Annotated in this window: 33 protein-coding genes; 22 read left to right on the top strand and 11 right to left on the bottom strand. The window is 61.9% G+C overall.

The features are described 5' to 3' along the window. Positions 1–155: 155 nt before the first annotated feature. Entirely contained in the window at positions 156–413 is a 258-nt protein-coding gene (locus tag IPF85_RS24345; RefSeq protein ID WP_343410641.1) for a hypothetical protein, read from the bottom strand. Positions 414–504: 91 nt separating this feature from the next. Between IPF85_RS24345 and IPF85_RS24340 the strand changes: the two genes are divergently transcribed. Further along, complete coding sequence (locus tag IPF85_RS24340) at positions 505–774, top strand: hypothetical protein (protein ID WP_343410640.1); 270 nt, start codon at positions 505–507, stop codon at positions 772–774. Between the two features lie 650 nt (positions 775–1,424). Here the strand turns inward: IPF85_RS24340 and IPF85_RS24335 are convergent. From IPF85_RS24335 to IPF85_RS24320, 4 genes are all read right to left on the bottom strand, one after another. Further along, positions 1,425–1,571, bottom strand: coding sequence for a hypothetical protein (locus IPF85_RS24335; RefSeq protein WP_343410639.1), 147 nt, complete (start codon positions 1,569–1,571; stop codon positions 1,425–1,427). A 758-nt stretch (positions 1,572–2,329) separates the two neighbouring features. Next, complete coding sequence (locus IPF85_RS24330; protein WP_343410638.1) at positions 2,330–2,599, bottom strand: hypothetical protein; 270 nt, start codon at positions 2,597–2,599, stop codon at positions 2,330–2,332. Positions 2,600–2,762: 163 nt separating this feature from the next. Continuing rightward, the gene (locus IPF85_RS24325) at positions 2,763–2,945 is read right to left on the bottom strand and encodes a hypothetical protein (RefSeq protein ID WP_343410637.1); all 183 of its coding nucleotides are present in this window, start codon (positions 2,943–2,945) and stop codon (positions 2,763–2,765) included. Positions 2,946–2,947: 2 nt separating this feature from the next. After that, positions 2,948–3,136, bottom strand: coding sequence for a hypothetical protein (locus IPF85_RS24320; protein ID WP_343410636.1), 189 nt, complete (start codon positions 3,134–3,136; stop codon positions 2,948–2,950). A 293-nt stretch (positions 3,137–3,429) separates the two neighbouring features. Between IPF85_RS24320 and IPF85_RS24315 the strand changes: the two genes are divergently transcribed. Next, positions 3,430–3,582 (top strand): hypothetical protein, encoded by a 153-nt coding sequence (locus IPF85_RS24315; protein ID WP_343410635.1) that lies wholly within the window; start codon positions 3,430–3,432, stop codon positions 3,580–3,582. Between the two features lie 259 nt (positions 3,583–3,841). On the opposite strand, the gene IPF85_RS24310 is transcribed toward IPF85_RS24315, so the two are convergent. Then, complete coding sequence (locus tag IPF85_RS24310; RefSeq protein ID WP_343410634.1) at positions 3,842–4,105, bottom strand: hypothetical protein; 264 nt, start codon at positions 4,103–4,105, stop codon at positions 3,842–3,844. 955 nt (positions 4,106–5,060) lie between these two features. Here IPF85_RS24310 and IPF85_RS24305 point away from each other — a divergent pair. The 19 genes from IPF85_RS24305 to IPF85_RS24215 all read left to right on the top strand — a co-directional run bounded on the left by IPF85_RS24305 (position 5,061) and on the right by IPF85_RS24215 (position 17,095). Beyond that, positions 5,061–5,303 (top strand): hypothetical protein, encoded by a 243-nt coding sequence (locus tag IPF85_RS24305; RefSeq protein ID WP_343410633.1) that lies wholly within the window; start codon positions 5,061–5,063, stop codon positions 5,301–5,303. A 1-nt stretch (position 5,304) separates the two neighbouring features. Further along, positions 5,305–5,541, top strand: a complete 237-nt coding sequence (locus tag IPF85_RS24300; protein WP_343410632.1) for a hypothetical protein — start codon at positions 5,305–5,307, stop codon at positions 5,539–5,541. A 339-nt stretch (positions 5,542–5,880) separates the two neighbouring features. Beyond that, complete coding sequence (locus IPF85_RS24295) at positions 5,881–6,051, top strand: hypothetical protein (RefSeq protein ID WP_343410631.1); 171 nt, start codon at positions 5,881–5,883, stop codon at positions 6,049–6,051. Between the two features lie 6 nt (positions 6,052–6,057). Then, entirely contained in the window at positions 6,058–6,273 is a 216-nt protein-coding gene (locus IPF85_RS24290) for a hypothetical protein (RefSeq protein WP_343410630.1), read from the top strand. 589 nt (positions 6,274–6,862) lie between these two features. After that, positions 6,863–7,054, top strand: coding sequence for a hypothetical protein (locus IPF85_RS24285; RefSeq protein WP_343410629.1), 192 nt, complete (start codon positions 6,863–6,865; stop codon positions 7,052–7,054). Between the two features lie 404 nt (positions 7,055–7,458). Continuing rightward, complete coding sequence (locus tag IPF85_RS24280) at positions 7,459–7,638, top strand: hypothetical protein (protein ID WP_343410628.1); 180 nt, start codon at positions 7,459–7,461, stop codon at positions 7,636–7,638. Between the two features lie 90 nt (positions 7,639–7,728). Next, positions 7,729–7,926, top strand: a complete 198-nt coding sequence (locus IPF85_RS24275) for a hypothetical protein (RefSeq protein ID WP_343410627.1) — start codon at positions 7,729–7,731, stop codon at positions 7,924–7,926. Between the two features lie 254 nt (positions 7,927–8,180). Then, a complete protein-coding gene (locus IPF85_RS24270; RefSeq protein WP_343410626.1) occupies positions 8,181–8,432 on the top strand; it encodes a hypothetical protein in 252 nt (83 codons plus the stop codon). Between the two features lie 1,019 nt (positions 8,433–9,451). Next, complete coding sequence (locus IPF85_RS24265; RefSeq protein WP_343410625.1) at positions 9,452–9,712, top strand: hypothetical protein; 261 nt, start codon at positions 9,452–9,454, stop codon at positions 9,710–9,712. Beyond that, the gene (locus tag IPF85_RS24260; RefSeq protein WP_343410624.1) at positions 9,696–10,205 is read left to right on the top strand and encodes a hypothetical protein; all 510 of its coding nucleotides are present in this window, start codon (positions 9,696–9,698) and stop codon (positions 10,203–10,205) included. The genes IPF85_RS24265 and IPF85_RS24260 overlap by 17 nt, the downstream gene beginning before the upstream one ends. Further along, positions 10,202–10,618, top strand: coding sequence for a hypothetical protein (locus IPF85_RS24255; protein WP_343410623.1), 417 nt, complete (start codon positions 10,202–10,204; stop codon positions 10,616–10,618). The genes IPF85_RS24260 and IPF85_RS24255 overlap by 4 nt, the downstream gene beginning before the upstream one ends. Beyond that, positions 10,545–11,258 carry an N-6 DNA methylase gene (locus IPF85_RS24250; protein ID WP_343410622.1) on the top strand — a complete coding sequence of 238 codons (714 nt, stop codon included), beginning with the start codon at positions 10,545–10,547 and terminating at the stop codon, positions 11,256–11,258. The genes IPF85_RS24255 and IPF85_RS24250 overlap by 74 nt, the downstream gene beginning before the upstream one ends. 31 nt (positions 11,259–11,289) lie before the next feature. Beyond that, positions 11,290–11,460, top strand: coding sequence for a hypothetical protein (locus tag IPF85_RS24245; protein WP_343410621.1), 171 nt, complete (start codon positions 11,290–11,292; stop codon positions 11,458–11,460). A gap of 381 nt (positions 11,461–11,841) precedes the next feature. Continuing rightward, a complete protein-coding gene (locus IPF85_RS24240; RefSeq protein ID WP_343410620.1) occupies positions 11,842–12,300 on the top strand; it encodes a hypothetical protein in 459 nt (152 codons plus the stop codon). An 865-nt stretch (positions 12,301–13,165) separates the two neighbouring features. Continuing rightward, positions 13,166–13,432 carry a hypothetical protein gene (locus IPF85_RS24235; RefSeq protein ID WP_343410619.1) on the top strand — a complete coding sequence of 89 codons (267 nt, stop codon included), beginning with the start codon at positions 13,166–13,168 and terminating at the stop codon, positions 13,430–13,432. Between the two features lie 137 nt (positions 13,433–13,569). Next, the gene (locus IPF85_RS24230; protein WP_343410618.1) at positions 13,570–13,923 is read left to right on the top strand and encodes a hypothetical protein; all 354 of its coding nucleotides are present in this window, start codon (positions 13,570–13,572) and stop codon (positions 13,921–13,923) included. A 1,187-nt stretch (positions 13,924–15,110) separates the two neighbouring features. Further along, complete coding sequence (locus IPF85_RS24225) at positions 15,111–15,956, top strand: hypothetical protein (RefSeq protein ID WP_343410617.1); 846 nt, start codon at positions 15,111–15,113, stop codon at positions 15,954–15,956. A gap of 153 nt (positions 15,957–16,109) precedes the next feature. Beyond that, on the top strand, positions 16,110–16,700 hold the full coding sequence (locus IPF85_RS24220) for a type IV toxin-antitoxin system AbiEi family antitoxin domain-containing protein (protein WP_343410616.1): 591 nt from the start codon (positions 16,110–16,112) through the stop codon (positions 16,698–16,700). Beyond that, on the top strand, positions 16,697–17,095 hold the full coding sequence (locus IPF85_RS24215; RefSeq protein WP_343410615.1) for a nucleotidyl transferase AbiEii/AbiGii toxin family protein: 399 nt from the start codon (positions 16,697–16,699) through the stop codon (positions 17,093–17,095). The genes IPF85_RS24220 and IPF85_RS24215 overlap by 4 nt, the downstream gene beginning before the upstream one ends. 20 nt (positions 17,096–17,115) lie before the next feature. Here the strand turns inward: IPF85_RS24215 and IPF85_RS24210 are convergent, their stop codons facing one another. The 3 genes from IPF85_RS24210 to IPF85_RS24200 all read right to left on the bottom strand — a co-directional run bounded on the left by IPF85_RS24210 (position 17,116) and on the right by IPF85_RS24200 (position 18,528). Next, on the bottom strand, positions 17,116–17,733 hold the full coding sequence (locus IPF85_RS24210) for a DUF3179 domain-containing (seleno)protein (RefSeq protein ID WP_343410642.1): 618 nt from the start codon (positions 17,731–17,733) through the stop codon (positions 17,116–17,118). An 18-nt stretch (positions 17,734–17,751) separates the two neighbouring features. Then, positions 17,752–18,189: a hypothetical protein gene (locus IPF85_RS24205; protein ID WP_343410614.1), complete on the bottom strand. Its 438-nt coding sequence runs from the start codon at positions 18,187–18,189 to the stop codon at positions 17,752–17,754. A 165-nt stretch (positions 18,190–18,354) separates the two neighbouring features. Then, positions 18,355–18,528: a hypothetical protein gene (locus tag IPF85_RS24200; protein WP_343410613.1), complete on the bottom strand. Its 174-nt coding sequence runs from the start codon at positions 18,526–18,528 to the stop codon at positions 18,355–18,357. Positions 18,529–18,632: 104 nt separating this feature from the next. Here IPF85_RS24200 and IPF85_RS24195 point away from each other — a divergent pair, with 104 nt between their 5' ends. After that, a complete protein-coding gene (locus tag IPF85_RS24195) occupies positions 18,633–20,249 on the top strand; it encodes an NAD(P)/FAD-dependent oxidoreductase (protein ID WP_343410612.1) in 1,617 nt (538 codons plus the stop codon). Here IPF85_RS24195 and IPF85_RS24190 read toward each other — a convergent pair. After that, the gene (locus IPF85_RS24190) at positions 20,233–21,162 is read right to left on the bottom strand and encodes an SDR family NAD(P)-dependent oxidoreductase (RefSeq protein WP_343410611.1); all 930 of its coding nucleotides are present in this window, start codon (positions 21,160–21,162) and stop codon (positions 20,233–20,235) included. The two genes, IPF85_RS24195 and IPF85_RS24190, sit on opposite strands and share 17 nt — an antisense overlap. 11 nt (positions 21,163–21,173) lie before the next feature. Then, positions 21,174–21,722 (bottom strand): nuclear transport factor 2 family protein, encoded by a 549-nt coding sequence (locus IPF85_RS24185; RefSeq protein ID WP_343410610.1) that lies wholly within the window; start codon positions 21,720–21,722, stop codon positions 21,174–21,176. Positions 21,723–22,152: the final 430 nt, after the last annotated feature.

The following is a 22,152-nucleotide window of genomic DNA, read 5'->3' as shown; positions in this document are numbered from 1 at the left end:
CTAGCACACCTCTCCCCAATGCGCAGACGAGTTGAATGTCCACGACATCCATCCCCATCGCCATCGCGATCGGCGTAACCAGGCGTGGGATGTCACCCCAGGCACTGGCGACGGCCTGAATGTCGTCCATGTCAACGACGCCATTGTCGTTGACATCATCCGCCACGGCGCAGCGCCAATAGCCGTTGCTCACGACGTAGCGGCGCTGCGCGGCGGCCGGCGGGCTGGCCGCACCCTGGCCGGACGTCGTGCCGACCTGATAACTCGCCGAGCTGATCGGCGTAATCACCCCCACCTATCACGTGCCAGGTCAGGTCATAGGTGGTCGAGGCCTGGGCTTGACCCATCAGCGCAGAGTTGCTCACGACGAGCAGCACAGCGACCATGACCACCATCGAACGTTGAGTCGTCATGATCTCCTCCTACTGCAACGTGACGTAAGCCGCCACCAGTTTTTGACCCGCGGCCAGGGGCGCCAGGGCCTTGGCGAAGACCGTGCCTGGGATGGCGAGCTGCACTCCATCCACCGTGATTCCGCGCTGCGCGCGTTATGTGGCCGGCCAGGTTGTTGCTGGCTACCGCATCCCCGACCTGAACCGGGGTTTCCGCCGCGCCTGCTCTGACCAGGCACGGGCCGCGCACGACGATCAACAGAGAACCCCGCCGCAACTGGCCCGGCCCCGTGGGCGGAATCGGGTTCGGCCCGACTGGTCGCCCTTGTCGGGATCCAACGCGGCCGGTCCGGCCAGCCAGGCCGCCGCGCACGTGGAATAGACCACGCCGATCACGGCCGGTGTTGCTGGTCTTGCTGGCTTTGGGCCACGCAGCAGCGGCACGCCGTCCACCGGCGAATCCCAGGCCGGCGATGGCGACGATATCTCCCTTTGCTCAAGGGAGCCTTGATCGCCGTTCTGTACGACCTGCATGGCTGCGCCAAAGGAGTGGATGTTCAGCGAGTAGAGGTTACAGGTGTACAGCCTGTAGTTGCTTGGGTCGGCGTGCGGCCGTCATGCTGGGCCAAACCATTGCCATTCGCGCTGTAGCCCCACGTGCCATCTCCCACTGCTCGAGCCACTGGAGTGGCGCCTGCTCCTGTGCCCTGGGTCTCGCCGAAACCGCCCAGCCCAGAACTGGCGCTGCCTGATAACCGTGGATCCCATAGTCGCCGGCGCCGGCCGCTTACAGACGCCGGTACCAGCGCCTGAAGCGGTCGCCCGTGCGGCCAGACGCCGATGTCGTTGGTACTATACCCACAGTTATCGCCGGCGTCGTTCGTGCTCACACGCCATGCAATCCCTGGCCGTCAACGCTCTCCCCGCTATCTCTTCGTGCGTGGTCTCGCCCACGCCATAGACGCCGACGCCGTTGAGGTTGTTGGGCCGTAGATGCCGTGGGCGCCTGGGTGTTGCTGTAATAAAGGACGGTCAGCGCCAGCCGTACACACCGACGCCGTTGTCGTTGGCGAAGTACCCGCCGTATCCACGCGCCTGGCTGGTTCCCGTGTCCCGACCGTACACTGCGTATCCATCCTGGGTGTAGCCATGTTGCCCCCAGGCCGCCGGATGACTCATCGCACGGCCGACCCGCCGTACAGCTAATGCCGGTCTACCGCGCCGGCTTGCGGATAGGCGCCGTCCATGGTGACATTGAGTACCCAGCCTGACCAGGCGGTCGGCCTGCCGCGAATCTGCGCGCCCGCCGCAGGCTCAACGCGGAAGGCACCGGCGCCAGTTCCTGCCTGCGGGAGAGCCATTCGCCGTTCACGTACAGCCTCAGCCACAAGGCCGTGCCGTTAAAGCCGGTCGGATTAACGCCCAGACCGACGTTGAACAGGCCGCAGACCACAGTGACATTCACCACGCCGCCGTCCCAACGCAGAACCCCACCGCGGTGTCATCGTAGACCTGGAAGCGCCGGGGAAGACCCCATCCAGGGGCAAACCGCTGGGGCTTCTGTCAGACGTCCCTGGTAGTTGAATTTGCCGGCCACAACCGCTCCTGGGATCAATGGATCGGAAAAGCGACCCCGGCACCGCCCAGCCTGCGGCCAGCAAGACGACGATCAATACGACCATCAACGAAGCGTGCGTTCTCATGAGCTTCGGCGGACCGTCTTCGGCGAGCTGTTGTCGCGCACGTTTCACATCGCCGCGGCGGCCCCTACATTCCCGAGCTGTTCATAATAACGGGCCAGGCCCACATAGGCCCGGCTCAGAGTGGCAGCCAACGGATTGCCTGGTCATACGCGGCCAGGCTCTGAATATCATTCGCGCCTGGGCCAGCCAGGCATCACCCAGGTAGGCGTAGCCACGCCATCGGTGGCATCCAGATCAATCGCGCGCCGCAGGGTAGTCGTGCCGGCTGCCAACCGCCCTTGCTGCACCACAGATCAGCCCGGCGCGGTGTGGTAGGCCGCGCATCGCGGGCGCGCGCCCGCTGGCCTCCTGGTAGGCCTGCTCAGCGACGCCAAGGTTGGAATCCAGCGCGCCCCAGCGCGCCTCCAGGTCGCCCAGCGTAGCCCAGACGACCGCGCCGTCAGGCGCCAACGCCACGGCCTGCCGCGCGGCGGCCTCGCCCGCGCTCCAGCCGCCCCGCTGCACGGCGACGGGCCGCTAATGTCAGGGCGGTTGGTTGGCTCGGCCGGATTGAGCCGCACTGCCCGTTCAGGCCGCCTCGAGTGTGGGCGGTCAGCGGTTGGCGGCGACTCGCTGCGCTCGCCAGTGAGCCAGATCGGCCAGCACAGGCTGCACGGTTAGGGAATGCTCAGGCCAGGGCGATACCGCCCAGCAGGTAGCCACCGGACCGGTCGCGCGGCGCCGGGTTGATTACCCTGGCTGACGGGCTTAGCCGTCGCCGGTAGACCACCCGGCCGGCCCAGGGCCGCGGGGCCAGCGCCAGCATCAGCCGGAAGGGTGGCAGCGGTCGCGGGGACAAGTCGAAGCTCACCTCTAAGATCCACCCAGGTGCCCGGTCACCGCGGCCAGCAGCGGCAGTCCAGGCGGTGGCCGTCCAGCGATCGCACGCCGCGCGGCGATGCCAGGCCATGCGGGATGAAGGTTGCCAGCACCGCGGTAAACGTCAAAAATGCCCAGCAGCCCCGCGCCTTCCCAGGTCGAGCCACAGGTTGCGGTGGGCACGGTCCACCACCGTCTGCCGGCCCCGGTATTAGACCAGTTGCGGTGGATAGACCGCGGCAAAGGTCGTGCGCATGGTGTCCGGCCCGTAACCGAGCCAGGGGCGGGCCTGCAGCAGTGTGCAAGGTCGCCCGCCAGATGGTCAGGCGGGCTGCGCCCGAGTCGGCGCGCGGTATCGTCTGCTGGCGAGGCGGTGGCCAGGCCGGGAAGGTCAGCCAGCGAGCCGAGGGGGCGCTGGGGCAGATTGAGCAGGACGAGTGGGGCGAGGAGCAGGAGTGTTGTTCCGAGGGCATCGCATGAGCCGGCGCTGGCCGGTGTGCCAGGCCCAGGCCAGCGCTAGGTGTCAAGAGGGCCGCGGCCAGGCCGATCCAGTCGCCGCGCGCCAGCGTCAGCGCGAGGCAGGTCAATTCGCCAAGCAGCAGCAGGGCGAGAAGGCTGCCGGCGGTTGATCCAAGCAGCAGCCCCCCGGTCAAGGGCGCCATCAGGACAAGTTGGGAGCCAAGAAAATTGGCGCGCCCCAGGGTTGAAAGCACAGGCGAGGTCGAAGCCGGTCTGCCAGCCCAGGGGAACAACGCCCAGGGCCTGGAGCAGGTCGTAGGCTACGACCGGCCACCGGTCGGCCCACTCAGGCTTCCTACAGGCGCGCCATCTGCTGGCGGTGTGCAGGAGCGGTACGGTCGCAGGAGCAGAGTGGATAGGCGAGCTGGGTCAGCAGAGCGCCTGCTGGCGCTCGTAAGAACCCCGCAGGCTGACCAGAAGGTTGGTTGACTGGAGCGTGGCGAGCACGAGCGCGGAGGCCGAAGGCCACACGGGCCAGAGTAGAGGGGGGTGGCGCCATCCGGCGCTCCAGCGTAGCCGGCGCTGGCGGTCCGCGATCAGGACTTGTCCCAGGCCCAGGGCCGCCAGGATCAACACGAGGAAGCACAGCAGCGCCGCTTTGGGAGCCGAAGGCGTTGTCGCCCAGGGAACCACGGCCACGGCGCACGGCGAACACAACGACAAAGAGGGAGAACCTCGGTCACATCCAGAGGAGGAAGACCGGGGCAAGAGCCGCATGATCTGACTGTGATCATCACACACGACCCTCGGGGACGTAAGCCGGGGACAGGTCACAGCGCGCTTTTGCCGCCGCATCATACCAGGCGCCCCGGTCTCCGGCACGGTGTCCGTGATCAGCGTACGCCGAAAGCAGGGCCAGGTAGGCCCACCTCCGGTGTGGGGGAGAACACGCCCTGTGGTCCCGCAACATCGGGGCACTCGTGCACCATTATCCCTATTGCACAGCAATCGGGGGTTCAGTGTCAATGGGTCGGCGCCACGCTCGTGCGGCCCGGAATTCATTCGGCGGCCGTAGTCGGGAGTAGGGATGCTTGAGTAGTTACGGGCGGGCGTTGTGTTATAATAGGGTCAGACAAGCAGAGGCAGAAAGTGGTAGGTTCTGGATGACGACTAGTCGAGGCGCTGGGGGCTGTCGGTGGAAAACGTCAAGACCTGCCTGGACTGCGCACGGCAGTGGGTGCCAGCGCCTGGCGGATTATTTCATGAGTAGGGGCGAGGAGGGGGACGCCGGTTGGTTGCGTATTCCCCTCTTGTGCTAAACTTGAATTGTCGGGGCCGAAAAACCAACACTCATCCCACGGACAAGTCATGATCTTCGGGGTCGCAGTCTACACGATCTATCGCTCGCTGCGACTTCCAGTTACCGATCGGACAATCATATTCTGAAGGCCCCCATCTCGAATACAAAGAGAGCGCCTACAGCGGTAAGGCTTCGGACATTCGGCAGATGCTGCGCGATGTCACTGCGCTTGCTAATGCCGAAGGCGGCTACCTGGTGATGGGGCATTCGCGAGGATTATGCCAGCCGAGCGGCGGCTTTGTCACCCATTGATGACCCGAAGACCAGGGTTCAAGCGATCAACCAGGCTTGCCTGACGGCATCCAGGAGCGTATCCCCGGCCTGGAGGTGGTGTCTTACGAGATCGGGTTCAACCAGGGGATCATCGTGATTCGCGTGCCGCCAAGCGAACAGCGCCCACACATGATGGCCCGCGACCACAGCACGGATTTTGTCTGTCGCCACGGCGCCGATAAGCGAGAGATGACCCTGGCGGAAATTCGCGAGTTGATCCTGGGGAACCCTTTGGTTCCGGCGACTTGTGGAGTTTGAGTTGTTGGCGCAGGAACAACGGCCAGCGCTGGTCGGCAGGGCAGGCTCACCCTATGCGCAAATCCTGACCGAACGCACCGTGGAGCACTTCCTGCGGCGATACCTGGTGAATCCCACGCCTCCTCACGTCATAGTGATCGTAAGCCCGTTCATCAGCGATCTGGCCGGAGAGATGTACGAACTGAAGGACGGTTCTGGAAGCGGGTCAATGCCGACCGCACGCGCACCTACATCGTGACCCGACCGCCGCGTGAGAGGCTTACCAGCAGGCGGGTATGATCTGCTCAAATGAGTCCTTACGTGGAAATCAGGTATAATGCCGATGTCCATGCAAAGCTGTATATTTGCTGGCACCGGGAAGAAGAGGAGAGTTTCGCGCTTTTGGGTCGGAAACCTGGATTTCCAGCGGCCTGCGCTACAACCTGAGCTTGGCATGATGATCCCGGCCCGCGGTCACGGCAAGGAACTGGTCAGGAACTGTACGACTGGAGCGCCCATGCCTTGCGCACCAAGAGCGAGCGCGCCAAGCCCATTCAAGCCTCTCGATAGGGAGAGGAAAGAAAGTGAGGACAGAAAGATGGAAGACTTCGCCAAATGGTTCTGCCTGAACAATCGCCAGAATTTCACCATTGATCCACAGGTGAATCCAGAAGACGCACAGTATTATTTCCGGCCGCAACGATATCAAGGAGCGCCTGCAGAAGCAGATCCGCTGCGCCTTTATTGCGCCCGGCATCCCGGAAGCTGATGGTTTGTGGGACCTTACGGGTCGGGCAAGACGCAGACCCTCTATTTCCTTGAATACTACCTGAAGACCCAACCGCCCAACTCCGCGAAGGGCGCGCCACGCACCTTGTATGTGACCATCGAGATGCGCGGCAACTCCAACGCGGCGCATCTGCACATGCAACTGATGGAAGCGCTGGGCAAGGACACGGTGGCTGTTTGGGTGCGCAAGCTCTTTCGATGAGGCTAAGGACTTCGACACGGCTCTCCTGGAATTGGCGAACAACGATTCGAACATTTTCCGGCCCTGAAGGAGCTTCGTGCGACCGGTGAATCCCCATTTGTCGCCTGGCGGTGGCTCACCGGTCAGGTGCTCAAGACAAACGAGTTGAGCGGTCTCGGTTAACGCGCAACTTGGGCGAAATTGGGGCTGAAGACCTGGTAGAAGCGATTGTAGCGGTCTGAAATCTTGCTGGCAGAGTCGGCGAGAAGCTAATCTTCCTGATTGACGAGTTGGAGGAATTGCAGAACGTCAAACCGGGTGATGCGGCCGAGTCTATCCACCAGTACATATTTCAGTGCCGATTGGCCGAGCTGGCCAATGCCAGCGTCGGCTTTCTGATCGGTTCCAAAGCGGACGTATTGGATGACGCGCCTCCGATCTTGCGGCGCGGCGATATCGTGGGCCGCGCCGGATCGAGTAACTACATTGATATTCCTCCGCTTCCTGCCGTAGCCGATGTCAAGAAGTTCATCAAGGAGTTGCTGCGCAACCTGACCTCGGAAGCGAGTGCCTGGCTAAGATCGCCAACAAAAACCTTACGAATACCGAGGTGGGTATCTTCCCATTCGAGACCAGCGCGCTCGAGACACCGGCCGACTATGCTACATTAAGATATTTCCGCGGGCACCGCCGTTACATCATCAATGCGATCAACGAGTGCGCCATCCAGGCCTGGGATGAAGGAAAACTGTTGATTGACGACGCCACCGTCAATGCCGTCGCTCAGTTTGTCTTCGCCTGAGAGTAACCGTGAAAAAGTTTACCGTCAAGCCGCGCCACTTCTCGAAACGTCGCCATCCTGGGCGGCCCTGGAAGAACAGGAGACCGGCTGGTTTCACTTGGGCCGTCTGGTAGAAACCGGCGCGCCCGTGGATGCGCGCTTCGATACGGCACGCATGTCGTCTCTATCTTCGGCAAGCGTGGCTCAGGTAAGTCTTACACGATGGGCGATGCTGGAAAGTTACTGCACGCGAGAAGCCGAAACCAGCATCGGTTCCGTGGCGCGACACCGCCGTATTGTTGCTCGATACGCTCGGCATCTTCCAGTGGACAGATATCTCGCTCGGCGAGGGATCGACAGCGCGGTGTTGCGCAGCCAGCGCGCAGTCTGGCGTGGCTGGAACCTGAAGCCCGAGGCGCTCGACGATGTGCAGGTGTGGGTCCCTGGCGGCACGCGGGGAAGAGACGCCGGCCAGCCATCGAGACTTCGCGGTGCGCACGTCCGACTTCAGCGCGGATGATTGGGGCTATCTGTTCAACCTGGATATTTACCAGGATCGCATGGGCCAACTGTTGAACGACGCCTTCATCAAGGTGACGCTCTGAAGGCTGGCGCATACTGAGTCCAGGTTCTTCCCGGCCAAACCGGTCTATTCGCTGCTCGATCTGATCCAGTGCGTTAAAGATGACAGCGAGATGAAGGAGAGTTACCAGCCTGAGACCCGCCGGGCGGTGCTCCAGCAGTTGGCGACGTTTCAGCGGAACCCGCTCTTCGAGGATGCGGGAACGCCGCTCACCGAGCTGCTGACCCCAGGCCGGATGAACGTGCTGGTGATGAACCGCATGTCCGGCCCGCTGCGGCTGGTCATCCTGAGCGCCGTGATTCGGCGCTGATGGACGAGCGCATGGCGTTCAGAGACGGAGAAGCACCTGGCGATTCGCAGCGATCTCAGCGCCGAGGAACGGGAACGGTTGCGCGGCTACTCTGGCCGGTGCGGTGCCGCGCACTTCTGGTGGCGCTGGATGAGGCGCAGAACGTCCTGGCTTCGGAACGGCGCACTGCCGCCGGCGAGAATCCTGACCCGCTACGTGCGCGAGGGTCGCAACTACGGCCTCTCCTTCATGGTGGCGACGCAGCAGCCCACCCGTTGGACAGCCGCATCCTGGCCCAGGTGGACACGTTGATCGCCCACAAGCTGACCGTGCAGGGGGACATTGATTACGTGCGGCAAGAACATGAATCGAACCTGCCACAGGAAGTCGTCCACGCCGGCCGCACGCTGGAATTGATGACCTCTTTGCGCAGCCTGGACGTAGGTCAGGCGCTGGTGTCGAACACCGAGGCCGACCGCGCCGTGCTGCTGACATCCGCCCGCGCCAGTGTGCATGGAGGCTTCTAGCCGTGCCTGAGCTTCGCGTTGGATCGCATCACCTGGCCCATGCAGCGCCTGGGTTATCTCAAGCGCCTGGTCAAACGCGCCACCACGACCAGCACTTCCAACCTGGATAACTTGGGACACGACTTGCTGATGCCGTAACGCGCAAGGTGCGAATGCCGCTGGACGAGCGCCTGGGACCTACATCAAGGTGCGTCTGTTTGATAACGCGCACGCGACGATCAAGCAGCAAGCGGATACATGGCTGAAGAATGGCGGCGAGCCGCCGGTTGTTGCGATGGAGCTGCAGACCTCTATCTTGCAGATGCCCGGTTGCCGTCGGGTGTCGGGAAGTTGGTACGCGAGCGACTGGCGGAAGTATCCGCCTTTGGGCGTGAACCTCGGCTTGATTCGCGAGGGAACCTATCCGGCAAATACTCGGGCCTTTCACTGCTTTACTTCACCCCGAGGCTGAGTTGCGGGCTTCTTCCAGGAGTTTTCCCAGAAGCGAATCCCTTTGCGCTCAATCACCGTCAGGCAAGATCCTCTTTCTGTATGCATTACTCGAGAACGACGGCGAGGGGTGCTCGTCCTCTCTGGAACCAACTGCAATAGCGGCTCCGAACCAAACTTTCTCCGATCGCGATGCCGGGAACCCGCTACCGAGATCTATCGCAGCATTGTGGCCCGCCATCGCACCCGCCTCCTGCCGGTCGATAACGCGATCGGCTTGTCGTTCTGGAGAAATCCGCTGATAGCATAGCTAGGCAGGCGTCGCCAGGCGGACAAATACACGGCGTGAACGGCACGAGAGAACGCTTCTGCGTGTTCGACTCGAGCCATATGTCGACATCGGCCTTTCTGCAAGCCCGAACCCTTAAATATGAATACGATTTTGTGACGCGGGCGAACCTGGGCCGAAGCGTTGGCAAACACGGAGACCAGCCAGGCCATCGGCGACTTTCCCGGCGAACCGCTTTTCTTCACCAGCGGCCGCAGCGTGGGCGATCCCGGCGCAGCCGATTTCGGCGTCGGAAGAGATCGTGCCGTACTTGCAGCGTGCTTCGAAGGCCATCAAGAGTCCCGGCGGCTATGCGCCCATCGAGGAACTGGCGCTGGTGGCGGGCATCGAAGGGTTGCTGGATCACGGCCTGATCATCGAGCCGGAGGTCGCGCGCAAAGCGATCATCGCCTACCAAAAAGATCATCCCTACGAGGTACGCTTCACTGTGGATCGCATGGGGGTATTGGCCCACGCCCGTTTCGTGGTCCCAGCGAGCCTGCCTAATGAGCGAAATGGTTGACCGGAACGACGAAGTCCTGGCTATCTTCCAGAGAGCCATCCCACAGGCGCCGCCCCTGAGGACGGATGAACCTTTCGCTGCCCCAACCCGGCCGAGGTTGGCAATCCAGCACGCGCTTCACCGTTGTTGTGAAGCAACGCCGCTGGCGTTGATCGGCATCACCTCTCCGAACCTCACCCCAAATCGGCAGGGCTTCGTCGGATACCTGGCGCGACGAGCGCGCGCCCGCCGCGCGGCCTACCTGGTGTTGACCAGCCAGCGTGAGACGCTGTTGATCCGTACACCCCGGCGTGATGGAGATGCGCTGGAGGTGCTGCGCGCTTATCCGACCGAACATCTCATCCTCTCGCATGCGGACGATGCGCTGTCTCCCCTGGAGCGGGCTGTCTTGACCGATCTGGCCCTGCGAGTGGCTGTTGATCTTGCCACGCTGCACAGCGACGGCCATCTCGATTTGGTGATCCCTGACGCCGACTTTTCGTTGGACGATTGACGCACGCCGTTGACATCCTGAAGCCGGCGGTCAAACAGGCGTTGCAAACCAGGCTCGGCATGGATCCCCGTTTTGCCCAGGAGATCGAAGGGTGGGCTGCCCACAGGGCATCCCCGCCGACCTGCGCTCGCCGGATTTTGCCGAAGCGGTTACGCGACAGGCGATCTTACCGGCTGCTTGGCAAGATCATCTTTTACCAGAGCTTGCGCCGCGTCATCGCCGGGCTGCCGGAGATGAAGCTGGAGGGCCTGGATACGAGCCAGGTCTTGCCCAAACTGAATGCCTGCTTTGCCGAAGCGCACAAGATTGACTACCACGCAGTCTTCCGCGAGGGACGTGGTGGATCGCTTGCCCCATCCCGCGGCGGCCGGCTGGGAGCTGGCGGCCCTGGTCGGCGACTTGAACACGCGTGATTTTGCCCACCTGCCGCAAGACGTGGTGGGCGCGGTCTTCGAGCGGTTGATCCCGCCGGAAGACCGCCACGCGTTGGGTCAGTTCTTCACCCCGGAGCCGCTGGTGGATCTGACCGCGGCGTTTTGCATCCGTCAGCCGGACGATGTGGTGCTGGACGCGACGTGCGGCACCGGCACCTTCCTGATCCGCAGCTACGACCGCAAGCGCACAGCCCTGGGCCTGCACGATCACAGCCGCCAGTTGGCGCAACCCTGGGGCGGACATCGCGCCTTCCCCGCCGAGCTGGCGACCATCAACCTGTTCCGCCAACAGGTGGGAATGCCCGGCAACTTCCCGCGCATCTTGAACGACGATTTCTTCAGCGTCGTGCCGGGCGGCTGCTACAAGTTCCCGCCGCTGAAGGCCGTTGCCAGACCAGACCAGCACTCCAGGAGATTGATGAACCGATCCCCCAGTTCGACGTCATCGTGGGCAACTTCCCTACATCGGCGCGGCCCGCATCGAGGAGCGCGAAAGGGGCTACCTGAAGCGCATCGCCCGGCGGCTGGCCGACGAGTGCTGCAAGCCTGGCCGGAAGGTTCACCTTTGCGGCGCAGGCCGACGACAGGGAGTTCCGGCTGGCGCTGGAGCAAGGACTGATGTCACGCCCTTCATCGAGAAGGCGCAGCCGATGATCTCGGCCTTCGCCGATCTGTACGTATCTCTCTTCTGGCACACCGCGGCGTTCTTGAAACCGGGCGGCCGCATGGGCATCGTCACCTCCAACGCCTGGCTCGACGTGGGCTACGGCTATGCCCTGCAGCGCTTCTTCCTGATCACTTCAAGATCGTGGCGATCCTGAAAGCCGCTGCGAACCCCTGGTTCACCCAGGCCGCGGTCAACACCATCGTGACCATCCTCGAACGCTGTGACTCGGCGCCGAACGGGACGCCCACCCGGCGCGCTTCGTCAAGATCAAGAAGCCGTTGGCTGAGCTGATCCCGTGGGACATGCGGTTGGACGCCATGAACCGCTGGCTGGGGCTGGACAGGCTGGTGACTCGGATCAAAGCCGTGGGCGAGGATGGCGCTACGGGCACACCTGAACAGCCCTTCGCCTGCGAGGATGCCGATTTTCGGGTGCGCGGTGCGGCAGGGCGCGCTGCAGGCGCAGGTGGAGGCCGCGGGTCAGACCGCCAAGTGGGGTGTCTACCTGCGCGGCCCCCAGGTCTACTTCGGAACTGTTGGCGCAGGCGGGCGAGGCGCTGGCACTGCTCAAGGATGTGGCGCCGCCTACCTTTGGCAGCAAAACTGGCATCAACGAGTTCTTCCACTTCGATAGCGCCAAAGCCGCCGAATGGGGCATCGAGCCGGAGTTCCTGTTTCCCCTGCTGAAGTCGCCCGGCGACTCCGACCGCATCCCCGTGGACGAGGGCGAGCTCAAGCTCAAGGTGTTCGTCTGCCGCCTGACCAAAGACGAATTGCGGGCGGTCGGCAAGCTCAACGCCCTGCGCTACATCGAGTGGGGCGAACAGCGGGTGTTCGCTTCGGGCGCGCAAACGGGACAAACCTGGCCGCACGGCGCCGAGGTTAAGGGGCGCAAGCCCGGTTGGCAATGTTGCCTGAGTATCGGGGCCGCCGGCCCAACTCTTTGCCAGCGCATACGGCGAACGCCACCTTCACAAGTACAGCGAAGCCGTTGATCGCCGACAAACGTCTCTACTTTCTCTCCGGTCGCAGGGGTGGAGGACGCGCTTGTCGCGGCAGTGATGAATTGCAGTCTCACAGCCTTCATGACTGAGTTGGCAGGTCGCGTCAGCTTGGGTGATGGCGCTGGAATTGGACTGTAGAGGACGCCGCCGTTGGTCTGCGCGTCCCTGATGTCCGCAAGTTTGATGCGCAACAGCGCGCCCAGATCCAGGCGGCGTTCAAGCCGCTGCTGGCGCGACCCATCGGCCTGGTACGCGAGGAGATTGGCAAGCCCGACCGGCGCCAGCTCGACGCATCGGTCTTGCGCCGGGCCTCGACCCTGACCGTTGGTTGCCGGGCCATCTACGATGGCTTGCTCACGCTGGTGGGCGAACGCGCCGGCCTGGGCCGGCAGCGCGGCTAAGCACGCCGGGCGCGGCCCCAAAAGGCCGCGGCCCGTGTCGCCGAAGGGGGTCCTGGCCGACCTGCTGCCCGACGGCTGCGGCGCCCCGATGCCTTCCTCGCCGGCAGCACAGCGCGGCGTTTTTCGAGATCCGCCTGCCCGGCAAGCCGCTACGGCATCGCGCTACTTCTTCGGCGGCGAAGAACTGTCCACTGCCGACGGCGAAATCTTGAAAGCCGCCAACAAATTCGAGGCGTTACGTCCTGTACGCGCAGGCCAACGGCCAGCCGGTCGCGCGCCTGCCGGAAAAGCCGATCGAGGTCTCACGCGCCGTGGCTGATTACAGCAAATACCTGCGCGATCTGCGCGGCAGATTCAGCAGGCCTCACTTCTGGCCCGCACCTCGATCGCGCGGCCGAGCGGTTCATGGTCGAAGCCTGGCGCAGGCTGGGCCTGCCGGATACGATGGAGGACCGATGATGTTGAGGAACTCAACCTGCGGGCCTGGCTCCTTCCAAACCGTGCCCGATCCTGAATTTGCAAGAATCTGGGCCGGACGCCGTCGCACCAAACTGCAGATTGATCAACTGCTCAGCAAGATGCAGATGGCTCCTCGATCAGGGCTGCGCTTCGTATGGGCGAATTTTGGTATGGGCAAGACGCATACACTGATGCACCTTCGTTACTTGTGCAGCAAGACCGCCTTCGCCTTGATTCCCGTCTACGTTGTCTTTGCCCAGTAAGCCGGTCGGTTTCCTGGACACATATCGCTTATTGCCACCGAGCTGCCCTTTGAGTACCTGGGGGAACAGCTCCTCAGGGTTGGCGGTTCGCCTGGCGGCGTTGCGCAGCACCCAATGTTCACCAGGACTCTGGCGTCGTGAATGCCTTACTGGCGATACGTAGCGGCGACAGCGAGCGGGTTATGGCTGCACGCCAGTGGTTGACTGCTCAACCTGGCCTGGGAGCACGCGATCTGCGCACGTTGAACGTGACCTATCGCATCAAGACCGCCGAGGACGCCATTCAAGCACTAACGACTTTGACGCAGCTTGCCGCCTACAAGCCCGGCAAACCAGCAAAGCTCGTTATTTTGCTCGATGAGTACCAGCGATTAGGCGCGCTCAAGCCGGCTGTGCGCAATGACATCAACGCTGCCATGCATGCCTTTTTCAATGCCAATCCAACTGGGAACCGAGATCATCCTGACCTTCTCGTTCGGCCATCGGAATAACATCAAGTTCATGCTGAATGAGGAACTGCTGAGTCGAGCAGAACTACAGACTCTGAATCTTGACGTTCTCACCCCCGACGAAGCTTTGAATTCTTGCAGGATTTGTTGTCTCAGTTCAGGATAAGACCCGCACCCAACGGGACGTTTCCATTTCATGCGGGCTTGCGTGAGATTATCCACCATATTGCGGCCAGTACGGCGTTGACCCGCGACGCTTGATGCTTTACTGCAATCACGTTCTACAAGAGTGCAGTTAGCGGGTGTCCTGGAGATGAAATAGAAGTCACGATGTGCAAGCATACCTGGCACAGATAGATGCCGATAATCTCGATTCCTGATCAATCAGAGCCCACATAGCGTGCCTCGCCATATCGGACGTGGAGACATAAGCATAGACACTTGGAACCGTCGGAGAATGGAGTATGCACATACGCAAGAGCCGAGATTTTTCATTGGTTCATCGTCCAATGGATCACGATTTTCAGGTTATTGTCGGTGAGAGACGTCGTCCACTTCGTTGATGATGTTGAGATCACCGGTATGACTATCCAGCGTGCCTCGATCACACGAGTTTTGATTGCGAAGACTGCTCATTCTTCTTTGAGGATAAACGCAGCGACAAAATGTCGCTTGCGAAGATGCCGGACTGAACGACAGGAAATATGGGAGGAAATTCAGCCGCTTATTGCCTACCAAAAGCGATGTATGGCAATTAGCAGCGCCATTCAGCACGAGCTTGCCGCGCACGGACGAGAGCTACATAACAGCGTCATTATCAAGATGGTGATGGAACGGTATCCGTTACTGGAAGCCGATGAGCGCCTGATATGTCATGCGCTGCGATCTATGCCTTCAGATGTTCGAGCAGGTCAGCCCCGGCGTGTATAGGGCGAGAACAACGGACCAAGCGACTGAGGTGTAATCGCGAGAGTATGCCCTCAAAAAAGCTAGGGCCAGGTCACGAAGAGATGCTGACCACCCCGCCCGGCGGCATCGTTCTGCCTTGCTGAGAGCCGCAATGCTCGCTATAATTCGGCGCAGGTAAAGGATAAAGAGAGATCATGCGAGTTCAGTTGGCGCAACCTGTAAGGAGCGATCCATGAGTCGTCACGACACAAAGCACAGTAAGAAGATGCGGGGGATGCTCAATCTGCCGCCCTGCGCTGCTTCCCTAACGCCTCAACGCTTTGTGGGGCGATCCGGCCTGGCCACAGGGAGACGACGCGGCTCTGCAAGGTGAACTTGACGCGCTGAGCAAGGGCGTCTCGTCCGTCAATCTGATTGCTACGCTGCTCAAGGCTTACCAGGTCGCGCCGGTTCAGGCGCAGACACGGCTCGATCATCTCATCCCGGCCTGGCTGCGCAGCCGGGGACATCTGCCCGCGCTGCGTGAGGCGGTCGCGCGGAACTCCCTGGCCGGCGCCGAACGCGAGCGGGCTGCGGCATGGCTGCAAGCAGTGGGCGAAACTCCTGCCATACAGCCCCAGACACAGGAGCCGGACGCCTTTTTCGATGCCTTTTTTCATGGCAACCGCTCGCAGGTGGTCATCATCATTTTCTGGTATCGCGACATGCAGCGCACCCAGGTTCAGGGAATGAGTTTCTTGTTGGATTACAACCCACCCTGGGACGGCGCGCTCAAAGACATTACCCACTTCCCGCGTGAAACTCCGTTCATGGCTTTGCAGAAATACGTGGAGTTCTGGGAGAGGGACGGGATGCCGATGACGCGTATTGGTCCGGTTGAGGCCAAACGACTCGTCCTGCGAGCGTTGACATGTAACCAGGGCAGCAACATTCGACTGCCGCTTGACCTGATCGCAAACCGCGCCAGTTTTATCCGCTATGTGTTACCCCTCCCCGACGGCCCCGAAACGCCCCCATTCAGCGAAAGTGATTTCGATACGCTCGCCCAGACAGGACAGCGCCCCGAAGAGATCTCGTACTTCGAGCAGACCGTCGCTCGCCGTGTGCGTACAGAAGACGGCCAGGAGATACTGATCATGGGCGGCGGCATGGAAGACGATTGGTAGGTGGAACTCTACTCCGAGGTGCATTTTCTTGTTCGTGCTTCGAGTCATTCAGATTGCGCTCGCGCAGCCCAACTAACTTGCCCAACGTAGTAGTTCGTAGTATGATGTGCATAATGTCCGTATTATGAAGACATTTTGCACATGGGTCTCCGTATGAAGACGATCAATCATTTCACCAGGCTCTATGAGATCGGCGAAGAGCAGGCCGGTTACTTCACGACGGCGCAGGCCGAAGCAGCGGGTGTGGACCGCCGCCGGCTGGCGTACTTCGCCAACGTTAGTCGCGTGCAGCGCATCCGTCCTGGCGTCTACCGACTTACGCAGTTCCCGCACTCGCGCCACGAAGATCTCGTGATTGCCTGGTTGACGGTCGGCTCCCGCTCGGTCATCTCTCACGAGAGTGCCTTGCTTCTATACGAACTCTCAGATGTGCTGCCGGAGGCGATTCACCTGACGGTCCCGCCAACTACCTCGCGACGGCATCGTGGCCTTCGCCTTCACACCAATCAAATCGGCCCGGACGACATTACCCACTATGAGGGGCTGCCCGTGACGACCATACCGCGCACCATCGCAGATGTTGCCGTGGCCGGGCTTTCTGATGAGTTTGTGATACAGGCGGCGCGCGAGGCGATGCGCGCTGGTCTGACTACTCCGGCCGAACTGCTGGCTGAGGCGAGGCCGCGAAGTAAACGCCTGGTTCGAATGCTGCAGCGTGCGCTAACGGAGGACGCTCAACCATGAATTACCAAACCGGTTATGCTTTTCGCCGTGCGCTCGAAGCGCGCCTTCTCAAGCAAAGCACCGAAGGATCGCTATCATTGGTGCGCCTGCGCAAGCTAATTGCTTTTGACCGCTTCCTGGCCCGCCTGTTAGCTGTGCAGCCAGACGGCTGGCTACTGAAGGGTGGCCTCGCCCTGCAACTACGACTGGGGCAGCGCGCTCGCACTACCAAAGACGTTGACGTACTGCTGCGCCTACCGCGTCCGGAGATTGGCCCAACCCTGTTACGAGCAGCAAATCTCGATTTGGGCGATTGGTTCAGCTTTATGGTGCAGCGTGATCCCACCCCTCTGCCCGGTCTGGCTGACGGAGGGTGGCGATTCTTCGTCAATGCTCGCCTGTCAGTGATCAGGTAGGCTCCGTACAAGGGGCCGGATCATTGGTAGACTCCTGTGGCCGGGTGAAACTCGAACCACCCTTTCCACCAGGTGCGCTGCACCGGCAGCGGCTCTGGGGCGCCGGCTGTTTCTTCTTCTGACTGCGCCGCGGCCAGGCGCCAGGCTTGCACACGATCTCCGGTCGGATCGTAGGTCAGGCGCAGGTTGACGCCGCCCAGGCTGTCGTTGATGACGCCGGCCTGGCGCAAGGTTGCCAGGGGATAAGCGCGCGCCTCGCCGGCCAGGCTGACGCCAATCACCGGCGCGTGCATGGGCAGGCGTCGGTCGTTCGCGCTGAGGCCCGGCAGCGCGGCGGCATGGGCGGTGGCAAATTCTAACACGCGCATCACCAGGGCACGCGGCGCACGCCCGCTCCACTCCGCCGGCTCAAGCGCCACTACCGTGTCAGGATGTTCGGTGCGCCAGGCGGCCCAGGTCATTTGCTCTCCGCCCAGCCATTCCAGTTTTGCGCCGGCCAGGGGGCCGATCAGGGCCTCGCCCGTGGCATGCTGCCACAGGGCGCCGGTCTCACGGTCGCGCATGATCATGTTGCGACGCCAGACCGCGGCCGTCTCGAAGGTCAGCGGCTGGCCGGCGATGTTGGCGGCATACACGATGCCGCTGCGACAGGCCGCTCACCAGGCGGCCAGCACAGGCGCGCCGGCGACCTGGTCATTGACCAGGTGATGCGGCGCCAGCGTCTCCAGGCTCCAGGCCACGGGGCGGCCGGCGATCACCGCGCCCAGGACAGCCGCTCGATCTGCCAGGCCGGCTTCAGCGGCCGCGGCATGGCGCGGCCGGTCGAGCGCCACCAGGATGCGCGCGGCGTTGTTGAAGCCGGAGAGGGGCGTCAGCGCCGCTGTGAGCAGCAGGACGACCCCCTGTCCGCTGCTGGGGTGGAGGGCGTAGGCGGTCAGCGCGCAGGTCCAGGCGACAGCAGCAACCAGGAGTTGCACCCGTTTGATGCGATAGAGCAGGCCCAGGCCGGCCCAGGGGGCGAACGTCACCCACTGATAGGCGAAGATTGCGGCCACGCTGAGCAGAAGCGCGCTGAGCGAAAGTGCAGTTGACATCCGGTTCTCCTCTGAAAATGCGCTGCTGTCCATGAGCCATTTTCATCAGCAGGGGTGTGCCATGGCTCATAGATAACTCCGTTGCAGATGAACAGCCGGGGGTGCGATGTTCGATTGTACTACCAGGCAGGCATTTCTGCACGATCAGGCGCCACCCGTTCGGCGTCAGGCTAATGTCCGGCAGATGAAGGCGAAGGCGAGACGCTCACGCTTGAGCGCCTGTCTTCGGTGCAGGAGCACATAGGCCCAAAGCGGCAGGGTCTTCGGAAGGCCGCGAAACGGATGCGGTGCGCCGTTGATGAACAGGCGCAATTGCCCAAAGAAGAAGAAGCGCAGCATAGTTCAGGATGGAATCTTGCATGCGAGTGCCATAGTGTCGGCTATTATACACGAAGCGAGCTGTATGTTACAATAATGACTATTATAGACTGGTAGGTACACGTATGGAATCAAGCGCCTATGATGTGATCGTGGTGGGAGCGGGAATGGCCGGCCTGACGGCCGCGGCCTACACCGCGCGGGCAGGCCTGAAGGTGCTGCTGTGTGACAAAGAGAAGAACACCGGAGGGTTGGTCAATTCGTTCGAGTATAAAGGCTTCGTCTTCGATGGCGGGATCCGGGCGATCGAGAACTCGGGGATCGTAGCGCCCATGCTGAGGCAGTTGGGCTTGCAGGTGGATTTCCTGCCCAGCCCCGTCTCGATCGGCATCGGCGAGGATGTGGTCTGGATCGAGTCGAAGGCCAGCCTGACGGCGTACCAGGCGCTGCTGGAGAAGCACTTTCCCGCCAACAAGGACGACATCGCGGCCATCATGCGGGAAATTGTGAAAATCATGGGCTACATGGATGTGCTCTATGGCATTGACAACCCGTTGTTCATGGACTTGAAACGCAACCCGGGCTACGTGTTCAGGACGATCCTGCCGTGGATGCTCAAATATGCGCTGACCGCGCCGAAGATTGCCCGCCTCCGCGAGCCGGTGGAGGAGTATCTCGCCAGGTTTTCGGCCAACCAGGCGTTGATTGACATGATTGCCCAGCATTTCTTTCAGAAGACGCCGACACATTTCGCCCTGAGCTATTTCAGCCTCTACCTGGATTACCGCTATCCCAGGGGCGGAACCGGCACGCTGCCCCAAGCCCTCGAGCGCTTCGTGCTGGAGCACGGCGGCGAAATTCGGCGCGAGACCCTGATCACGAGTCTTGACCCCGGACGACGCCAGGCGGTGGATGACCGGGGCAATGTCTACCAGTACAAGAAGCTGGTCTGGGCCGCGGATCAGAAGGCGCTCTACCGGATCGTCAACCCGGCATCCGTAGCGGACAGGCAGGCTGGCGAACGCATCCGGGCCAGAAAGGAAAGCCTGGTGGGGAAAGTCGGCGGCGATTCGGTTCTGACCGTGTATCTCACGGTGGACATGGAGAGCAGCGCCTTCGGGCGCATCGCCAGCCCGCACTTCTTCCACACGCCGTCAACGGCCGGTCTTTCCCAGGTCAGGCTGGACGAACTGCGCATGGCTGGCCCAGAGAGCGCCGCCGGGCTGATCGCCGACCGGTCTCGCATCGAGGATTGGCTCAGACGCTACCTGGAACACACTACGTACGAGATTTCCTGCCCCGTTCTGCGGGATCACACGCTGGCCCCCGCGGGCAAGACCGGACTCATCGTCAGCTCGCTCTTCGAATACTCGCTGACCAAGCACATCGCGGCGCTGGGCTGGTATGACGAGTTCAAACAGCTCGTGGCTGACCACATGATCCGGGTGTTGGACGCCAGCATTTATCCAGGGCTGAGGGCCGCCGTCATGGACAGCTTCACGTCCACGCCGCTCACGATGGAACGGATCTCAGGCAACTCGGACGGCGCCATCACGGGGTGGGCATTTACCAATGATGTCATGCCGGCTGTGCGCAGTCTGCCGGGGGTGGCCAGTTCGGTGCTGACGCCGATCCCGGACGTTTACCAGGCAGGACAATGGACCTACAGCCCAGCCGGGCTGCCCATCTCGATTTTGACCGGCAAGTTGGCCGCGGACAGGGTCCTCAAGGCCCTGGCGTAAGGCCGGTCAAGCGCAGGCTCGCCTCCCAGACCCGCCGGCCCATCTCCCGATCCAGGGCCGGCGCGGCCGGTTTCTCTTCGATGGTCAGGTGAAAGAAGCGGCCGCTGACGTCCGCCAGTTCGGGCGCGGCCGCGAGGTAGTGCAGCGCTGCGCCGGAAATGACGGAGTCCTTGAGCGTGCCCCAGATGATATGATGCAGAAACCATCGGTACAACGGCCCGTTGTTGTTGCCGATGTTCGTCCTCACGTCCCCCGGATGCATGGCATTGATGGTGACGCCCGTGCCTTGCAGGCGGTCGGCGAATTCCCACGTGGCCAGCAGTTGCGCGACTTTGGACGCGCCGTAGCCCCGATAGCCGTTGTAGCGCCTGTGCGCCCAGTTCAGATCAGCCAGATCCAGCCCGCCGAACCTGTGACCTTCGGAGTTCACCTGGATGATGCGGGCAGGCGCGCTCTGCTGCAGTCGTTCGAGCAGAAGGTGCGTCAGGAGAAATGGCGCGAGGTGATTCACGCAGAACACCGTCTCGAAACCACCCCCGGTGAAGGTTCGGGTCGTCGAAAACAGCCCGGCCGAGTTGATCAGCACGTCAATCCGGGGATAGTCTCGCAGGAGCACCGCGGCCGCGGCGCGGACGCTGGCGAGATCGCTGAAATCTGCGAGGACGATTGCGACCGGCGCGTTGCTGCGTGCCAGCAGCTCTCTCTGCACAGCCTTCGCCTTATCGGGGTTCCGACAGAGCATGACGATGTGGGCGCCGGCGCGGGCAAGGCGTCTGACGGCCGCCAGCCCTACGCCTGAGGTTGAGCCGGAGACGACGCAGAGTTTCCCGGCCAGGGAAGCGGTGGTGGTCCCCTGGCTGGCCCGGCGGTTCGTGATGAACGCAAGTTCGTCCGGCAACTTGAAGGCGGGCATGGCTTCTCCCTTCAACCAAAGACTCTGCGCATGAAGCGGCGATAGGGCGTCTTGAGCGGCGGGATTCCGTCAAGGATAGCGCCCCACAGGTCGAAATAGTCGCGTTGTGCGATGATGCGGCCGTCCTCGTGCAGAGTGAGCTTGGTGCTGCCGTAGACGGGATTGGGTGGATACTTCGTGAAAGCCATCGTCATGATCCAGTCCATCAGGATGATGTTGGAGTTCTGGGCGATGGAGAGGATCTGCATGTGCAGGCTCTGACAGCGCTGCGTCAGGCGTTCGCAGAGGCCGACGAATTCTTCGATCCCTTCGATGCGCTGGATGGAATCCTGGAAAACGATGTCCGGGTGATAGTACGGATAGAGATGGGACCAGTCCGGTTTCCCGTCGGCGTTATAGGTTCTGCCCCACAATTCCCTGACGACACCGGTGTCCAGTGTCCTCAGCAGGCCGATTTCATTGTTCCCAAGCAGCGCGAGACTGAGGTTCGCCCTCTTTGGTTCCCGTTCTTCCAGTTCTTCGAGTTCTTGCAGTTCTTGCAGTTCTTGCATTGCTTCCATTGCGCTTCATCTCCAAATGTTTCTACGAGGTTCAGGGGGGGACCGGTCTGCCCCGGCCAGTCGCACATTATACCCGGCGAACGCGGTTCTGTCTACAGTTCAGGTGACGCCGTGACCCCCACTAATACAACAAGGCCGGCCCACAGACCACAGCCTGCGACCGACCTTGTCCTCGTGGGCAGGCAAGTTATGTTTCGTGCGACACCTATCCGACCTCGCGGCCGGCGCTCAACCCGCGCCCGGCCTCCGGCTCAAAAAAAACGTAATCAGTCATCCCCACTGATTACGTTTTTCACCATCACAACGTAATCAGTCACGGCAGTTGCAAACCCCGTTCACAATCCTCGGCCCCCGACTCAAAAAAAACGTAATCAGTCATCCCCACTGATTACGTTTTTCGTAATCACTCTCATCACAACGTAATCAGAAC

This window comes from Candidatus Amarolinea dominans (assembly GCF_016704685.1).
Taxonomy (GTDB): Bacteria; Chloroflexota; Anaerolineae; order SSC4; family Amarolineaceae; genus Amarolinea; species Amarolinea dominans.
Note: the sequence above shows the minus strand (reverse complement) of the source record. Positions and strands in the feature narration are given on the sequence as shown.